The organism is Mesorhizobium sp. P3_A9 (assembly GCF_056402975.1).
In genome coordinates this window covers 1-7,073 of record NZ_JBFUGJ010000301.1, presented here as the reverse complement: position 1 = coordinate 7,073, position 7,073 = coordinate 1, and the positions used below count along the sequence as shown (strand labels likewise).

6 protein-coding genes are annotated in these 7,073 nt (G+C 61.7%); 2 read left to right on the top strand and 4 right to left on the bottom strand.

Annotated features, from left to right (window positions below; genetic code table 11):
* Positions 1 to 684 (bottom strand): M17 family peptidase N-terminal domain-containing protein (locus AC1DX0_RS27820; protein ID WP_477357615.1); only part of this gene is annotated, 684 nt, incomplete at its 3' end.
* 264 nt (positions 685 to 948) lie between these two features.
* Between AC1DX0_RS27820 and AC1DX0_RS27815 the strand changes: the two genes are divergently transcribed.
* Both AC1DX0_RS27815 and AC1DX0_RS27810 read left to right on the top strand, forming a co-directional pair.
* Complete coding sequence (locus AC1DX0_RS27815) at positions 949 to 1,851, top strand: LysR substrate-binding domain-containing protein (RefSeq protein WP_477220488.1); 903 nt, start codon at positions 949 to 951, stop codon at positions 1,849 to 1,851.
* A 202-nt stretch (positions 1,852 to 2,053) separates the two neighbouring features.
* A complete protein-coding gene (locus AC1DX0_RS27810; RefSeq protein WP_477357612.1) occupies positions 2,054 to 3,511 on the top strand; it encodes an NCS1 family nucleobase:cation symporter-1 in 1,458 nt (485 codons plus the stop codon).
* Positions 3,512 to 3,676: 165 nt separating this feature from the next.
* Here the strand turns inward: AC1DX0_RS27810 and AC1DX0_RS27805 are convergent, their stop codons facing one another.
* From AC1DX0_RS27805 to AC1DX0_RS27795, 3 genes are all read right to left on the bottom strand, one after another.
* Positions 3,677 to 4,216 (bottom strand): DUF1697 domain-containing protein, encoded by a 540-nt coding sequence (locus AC1DX0_RS27805; protein ID WP_477220486.1) that lies wholly within the window; start codon positions 4,214 to 4,216, stop codon positions 3,677 to 3,679.
* A gap of 23 nt (positions 4,217 to 4,239) precedes the next feature.
* Positions 4,240 to 5,877, bottom strand: coding sequence for a CTP synthase (locus tag AC1DX0_RS27800; RefSeq protein WP_475450740.1), 1,638 nt, complete (start codon positions 5,875 to 5,877; stop codon positions 4,240 to 4,242).
* A gap of 183 nt (positions 5,878 to 6,060) precedes the next feature.
* On the bottom strand, positions 6,061 to 7,073 hold a 1,013-nt coding region (locus tag AC1DX0_RS27795), incomplete at its 5' end, for a L,D-transpeptidase (RefSeq protein WP_477357609.1).

Genomic DNA, 7,073 nt, shown 5'->3' with positions numbered 1-7,073 from the left:
CTCTTTCAGCTGCGCGGCATCGAGCATTTCGACATCGATGCCGGCTTCGCGCAGCGGCTCCAGATGATCGTGGAAGTTGTCGGGATGGAGATGGTTCGGCGGCAGATTGACCAGCGTGCGCGCATATTCGACGCCGTCCGCAATGGCATTGATCCGCGCCAGCGCCGGGGCCAGATCCGCACCGCTTGCTCCGACCAGTTGTATACGCAAAGTCCGGTCCGCACCCGCGCCTTGGCGCCGGTTGCGCATGTCGAAACGATAGCGCCGCAGCCGCATGCCCAGCGCAACCCGCGCCAGGATTTCCGCACCCGGCAGATCAACGCCGGTAATGGGGTCGAGGACAAGCGTCGCCGCGCATTCGCATTTGCTTTCCAGATGCGCTGCAAGCAAACCGCCGGCGCGCGCCAGCGACAGGGCGCTTACGGCTTCGGCTTTGCCCAGGGCGAGGACGATCACGCGCCGAGCCGATACGCCCTGGGGTGCTATGAGATCGATGCAGGTGCCGGATTCAACCAAGGTGGCAGGATCGGAACAGGCACGGGAGAGAATGCCGCTCATTTCAGCGTCCAGTGCCGCTGCCCGCGGGCCAAAGCCTGTCTGGGCAGTCTGCAAGATCACGACGACAGAGGTTTCCGCGGAAATCTCGTCCGTCGCTTCAAAGACCGGCACTGGCGATTGAGGCATAGACTGGCATTCTCCCATTTGCGGGTGACCTCCAGCCTCGGCGCAGTGTCCATCACGCGCAAAGCTTCTCCCGCCAATGGCGGAGACCGGTTTGGCTGGCCTCTGCCCTTGGTGGAATGGTGCCGGAGGCTCCAAATAAATTGTTTTCAGATGGCGACTTGGTCGCTCTTACCTTTTGGGTATCCCTGAACAGGGCGGGTGATCAAACGCCAATTTTGCCCAAGTCGATTGACAAAAACTCAACCGACAATTCATGATCGGCCAATGGCCCTACCCTCACTCAACGGCATGCGCGCTTTCGAGGCCGCCGCACGTCTCGGCAGCGTCAAGGATGCAGCCGAGGAATTGCACCTGACACCCTCTGCCATCAGCCGCCACATCCGTGCACTGGAAAGAAATCTCGGCCAGGATCTGTTCGAGCGCGGCTTTCGCCAGATAACGCCGACCATCCGCGGCTCTTACTATGCGCGCAGTCTCTCCGAAGCATTCGAGGCCATCTGGCGCGCCACCGACGATGTCAGCCTCGCTGACGGCCCGAGCCATGGCAGGACCCAGCGTGTCCGGGTCTTGTGCGTGCCGGCCGTTCTGAACCTTTGGCTGGCGGACCGGCTGCCGAACTTTCGCAAGCTGCATCCGGCTGTGGAACTGGAGATTTCAACATCGGGCAAGCGCGCCAACTTCGATTTGGCCATTGTCGACGAGTTTGTCTATAAGGCCGGCCCAGCCTTGACGCTGCTGATCCCGCTGGTTCTGACGCCGGTCTGCGCGCCAGCGCTGCTCGATGGGCCGGTACCGCTGCGCTCGCCCGCCGATCTGGTCAATCATCACCTGATCCATGAATGCGAGACCATGAGATGGAAGCGTTGGCTGGAGCAGGAAGGCGTTTTGGACACGACGCCGAAATCCAGCACGACGCTGGATGACTGCACACTAATCATGCGCGAGGCTATCAATGGCGCCGGAATAGCACTTGCCGACACGATGATGGCACAGGATTTTCTGCAGCAAGGCAAACTTGTCGCGCCGTTCGACGCCCGCCACACCTATCCGGCCGGCATCTACCTGCACCAGCGCCGCAGCATCGGCAACAAGCCGGGCACCGGCCTGTTTCAGGATTGGCTGTTGTCGGAAGTCGAGGACCACAAGCGGGTGATGGCCATAGCCTAGGCGGAATCGCCGAAATTCGAATCACCTGACAGGTCGGTCCAACAGCGACCCACCGTTGCGCCCCCTCGATAATCGCGGTTCGCATTGAATATCTTTAAGGCCAAAGCCGGCAAATGGATCCSTTGCCGGTTCCCCTGCGTCAGGCTTAACCTGCACCGTCACCGCGTGGAGGCGCGTGGCCAATCAAGGGGAGGATATTGCAGTGACTATAGAAGGCGCATCGCCTGATCTGTACAACGAGGATCTGGCTCCGGCCAAGGTTCGAAACTGGGGACCGTTTTCGATCTTCAACGTCTGGACGTCGGACGTCCACAGCCTGTGGGGCTATTATCTCGCCGCCAGCCTGTTCCTGTTTTGCGGCGGCTTCGTCAACTTCATCATCGCCATCGGCATCGGCTCTCTGATCATCTACGTGCTGATGAACATGGTCGGCTATGCCGGCGTGAAGACAGGCGTGCCCTACCCCGTGCTGGCCCGCGCTTCCTTCGGCATCTGGGGAGCCAACATACCAGCGCTGGTGCGCGCCATCGTCGCCTGCTTCTGGTATGGCGCACAGACGGCCGCCGCATCGGGCGCCATCGTCGCGCTGCTGATCCGCTCGCAATGGTTCGCCGATTTCAACGCCAACACGCATTTCCTCGGTCATTCCGGCCTGGAAGTGATCTGCTTCGTCGTCATCTGGGCGCTGCAACTGCTGATCATCCAGCGCGGCATGGAGACGGTGCGCCGCTTCCAGGATTGGGCAGGGCCCGCGGTCTGGGTGATGATGCTGCTCCTGGCCGTCTATCTCTGCGTCAAATCGGGGACCTTCGCCTTTACCAGCGACATCCCGATGGACGTGCTCTTGGAGAAGACCAAGGATGCCGGCGTGCCGGGCACGCCGGGCTCGTGGACCGCGCTGTTTGCCGTGGCCGCGATCTGGGTGACCTATTTCTCGGCGCTCTATCTCAACTTCTGTGATTTCGCCCGCTATGCGCCTGACCAGGCGTCGCTGCGCAAAGGCAACATCTGGGGCCTGCCGGTCAACCTCATCCTGTTTTCGATGGTCGCCGGCGTCACCACCATTGCCGCCTACGATGTCTATCATGAAGTGTTGCTGCACCCCGACCAGATCTCGGCCAAGTTCGACAGCTGGTTCCTGGCYGCCCTCGCCGCCCTGACCTTCGCGGTTGCCACTCTAGGCATCAACGTCGTCGCCAACTTCGTCTCGCCGGCCTTCGACTTCTCCAACGTCTTTCCCAGGCAGATCGATTTCAAGAAGGGTGGTTATATCGCCGCCGTGATCGCGCTGCTGCTCTACCCCTTCGCGCCGTGGGATGGCGGTGCCGCGCATTTCGTCAACRTCATYGGCGCGACGATGGGACCGATCTTCGGSGTSATGATGGTCGACTACTATCTGATCCGGAAGSGYGAGGTCGACGTCGAGGCGCTCTAYMGSGARRACGGCRAATTCCGSTTCCAGGGCGGCTGGCACGTCAATGCCTTCATCGCCGCCGGCATCGGCGCCATCTTCTCSTCGATCCTGCCCAACTTCACCAACTGGCTGCCGTCCTGGTGGGGCGTCTATGGCTGGTTCTTCGGCGTCGCCATCGCCGGCATCATCTACTACGTGCTGCGCACCGCCGCCGTGAGTGCCGGTGCCAGGACGGCGAAGGCCTGAGGCCCTTTTTCCCTACTCCCCCTTGTGGGAGAAGGTGGATCGGCGCGCAGCGCCGAGACGGTTGAGGGGTGCGTGACGGATCACCGTCATTGCCAAGCTGGAGCACCCCTCATCCGACCTCGCTTCGCGAGGCCACCTTCTCCCGCAGGGGGAGAAGGGAAGACGCTATCCGCCAACCATCTCGGCCAATCTGCGCACCGTGTTCCAGTTGCGCGACGTGCCTATGCCCATGCGCTTGTGGTTAGCGGCGGCAAGCAGCCGCGAGCTTGGCCTTTCGCGCGAAAACACGAGCCATATGTCACCGCCGACCAGGAGCACCTTCTCGTCCTCGTCGGCATAGGCCTGAAGTCCCGATAGGGCATCTTCGGCCACAGCTTTGCGCATCACGCGCACCGCGACCTGGTCGCCAGCTTCTACCGATTCGGCCGGAAATGGATTGCAGTTCGCGAGTTTCAGCCAATCTCCGGCGCCACGGACAATGATGTCGACGTGGCGGCCAAAGGCCGTTTCGAAGGCTGCCTCCAACCGTCTTTCAAGCCCGGCAATCGAAGTCTTCTCAGCCTCGAAAACCAGATTGCCGGTCGCCACCAGCGTGCGGACATTCCTGAGGCCGAGGCCATCCGCCATCGCCTTGAGGTCCGACATGACGACCCGGCGCCCCTCGCCCAAGATGATACTGTAGAGGAGCGCGACATAGGTCTGCATGAAAGGCCCTGCCTGGCGGACGCTTAGACCAGGCGTGACTGCTCGACCGCCGCCTCGATGAAGCTGGCGAACAGCGGGTGCGGATCGAGCGGCCGGCTCTTCAGCTCGGGGTGATACTGCACGCCGATGAACCAGGGATGGTCGGGATACTCGACCGTTTCCGGCAGCACGCCGTCGGGCGACATGCCGGCAAACACCAGGCCGCAATCCTCGAGCCGCTCCTTGTAGTCGATATTAACCTCGTAGCGGTGGCGGTGGCGCTCGGAAATCTGTGTGTCGCCATAGATGTCCGCGATCTTCGAGCCCTTGGCGAGCTCGGCCTGATACGCGCCAAGCCGCATGGTGCCGCCGAGATCGCCGGTCTCGCGGCGTTTCTCCAGCATGTTGCCTTTCAGCCATTCGGTCATCAGGCCGACGACCGGCTCGTTGGTTGGGCCGAACTCGCTCGAAGAGGCGTGCTCGACGCCGGCCAGCGAGCGCGCCGCCTCGATACAGGCCATCTGCATGCCGAAGCAGATGCCGAAATACGGCACCTTGCGCTCACGCGCGAACTTCGCCGCCAGGATCTTGCCTTCGGAGCCACGTTCGCCGAAGCCGCCGGGAACCAGGATGCCATGCACCTTTTCCAGCCACGGCGTCGGATCTTCCTTTTCGAAGATCTCCGATTCGATCCAGTCGAGCTTGACCTTGACGTGGTTGGCCAACCCGCCATGCGAAAGCGCCTCGATCAGCGATTTGTAGGCATCCTTGAGGCCGGTATATTTGCCGACAATGGCGATGGTCACCTCGCCTTCCGGATTGTGGATGCGGTCCGAGACCTTCTGCCATGGCTCCATGCGCGGCTTCGGCGCCGGGTCGATGCCGAACGCGGCCAGCACTTCCGAATCAAGCCCTTCCTTGTGGTAGGCCATCGGCACGTCGTAGATGTGCGGCACGTCGAGCGCCTGGATGACGGCACTTTCCCTGACATTGCAAAACAGCGACAGTTTTCTGCGCTCTTCCTTGGGAATGGCGCGGTCGGCACGGACCAGCAGGATGTCGGGCGCGATGCCGATGCCGCGCAGTTCCTTGACTGAATGCTGGGTCGGCTTGGTCTTCAACTCACCCGCCGTCGGGATGTAAGGCATCAGCGTCAGATGCACGTAGACGGCATTGTTGCGCGGCAGATCATTGCCGAGCTGGCGGATCGCCTCGAGGAACGGCATCGCCTCGATGTCGCCGACAGTGCCGCCAATCTCGCACAGCACGAAATCATAGTCGTCATTGCCGTTGAGGACGAAATTCTTGATCTCGTCGGTGACGTGCGGAATGACCTGCACKGTSGCGCCGAGATAGTCGCCGCGCCGCTCGCGTTCGATGATGTTCTTGTAGATGCGGCCGGTGGTGATGTTGTCTTGCTGGTTGGCCGAGCGGCCGGTGAAGCGCTCGTAATGGCCAAGATCGAGATCGGTTTCGGCACCGTCATCGGTAACGAACACCTCGCCATGCTGGTACGGCGACATCGTGCCGGGATCGACATTGAGGTAAGGGTCGAGTTTTTTGATGCGTGCGCGATAGCCTCGCGCCTGCAGGAGAGCCCCAAGGGCCGCTGCGGCAATGCCTTTTCCAAGTGAGGAAACCACGCCGCCTGTGATGAATACATATCGCGCCATGGGAGTCATCGCTTAACGCGGCCGGATTGATTCCGCCAGAGAAAAAACCACCGCGAAGGCTTTTTCCCAAGAAGGCGCTTGGACCAAGATCCCGAAACGTGGATCCGGTTTCACGACCGAACAGGCTTGATCGTAAACGGGCAAAACAAAAGGGCCGGCTGAGCCGGCCCTTTCGGCATGATGATAAAAACGTCAGATGATGACGACTTTGGTGCCGACCCTGACGCGGCTGTAGAGGTCCATGACGTGGTCGTTCATCATGCGGAAGCARCCATTGGAGGCACTGGTGCCGATCGACTGCGGCGCGATGGTGCCGTGGATACGCAGATGCGTGTCCTTCTTGCCGTCATAGAGATAGATGGCGCGSGCGCCGAGCGGGTTCTGRCCRCCGCCGGGCATGCCGTCCTTGTACTGGSCRTAGTGCTTGGGCTCRCGCTTCTGCATGTCGAGCGTCGGTATCCAGCGCGGCCATTCCTGCTTGTCGCCGACGGCAACCGTGCCCTTGAACTGCAGGCCTTCACGGCCGACCGCGATGGCGTAGCGACGCGCGGTGGTCGACGATTCGACGAGATAGAGCCGGCGCGCACTGGTGTCGATGACGATGGTGCCGGCATCGTAGCCGGTGAATTCCACGTCCTGGGGGACGAATTCCGGCTTCACCTTGAACGGCTTCTTGGCGTTCTTCTGGGCGAGTGCCTGGTCGAGCGCGCGTGTCTCGGGCAGATAGCGAATCGATGAGCCGGATGAGGTCCCGCCGAACAGGCCGGCGAACAGACCGCCACTTGGCTGCTTCTGGCCGCCGATGACCTCGCTGCGCAGTTCCCCATTGTTGCCGGTCAAGGCGACGTTCATCGCCTCGGCCGGGAGCGGCTCGGCCGACTGGATCGGTGTGACCGGTTCAACCGGCTCGATGATTTTGGTGGTCTTCTTGGCCGGCTTGGCGTCGGCCACGTCGGTCGCCGGTGCGCTCTTGCCCTTCTTGGCCAGGAAGGCCTGCCGTTCCGCGTCGGCCTTGGCCTTGGCAGCTTCACGCATCGCCAGCTTCCTGGCTTCGAGCGCCTTGGCCTTGGCGTCCTCCTTGTCGGCAACGATCTTGGCCTCGATCTTCTTGATCTGGGCGAGATCGTCCGGTGTCGGGTTTTTCTTCTTCTTGAGAAGCCTCAACTGCGCCGCATCACTCTTGGTGGCTGCGACAGGGATTGCGT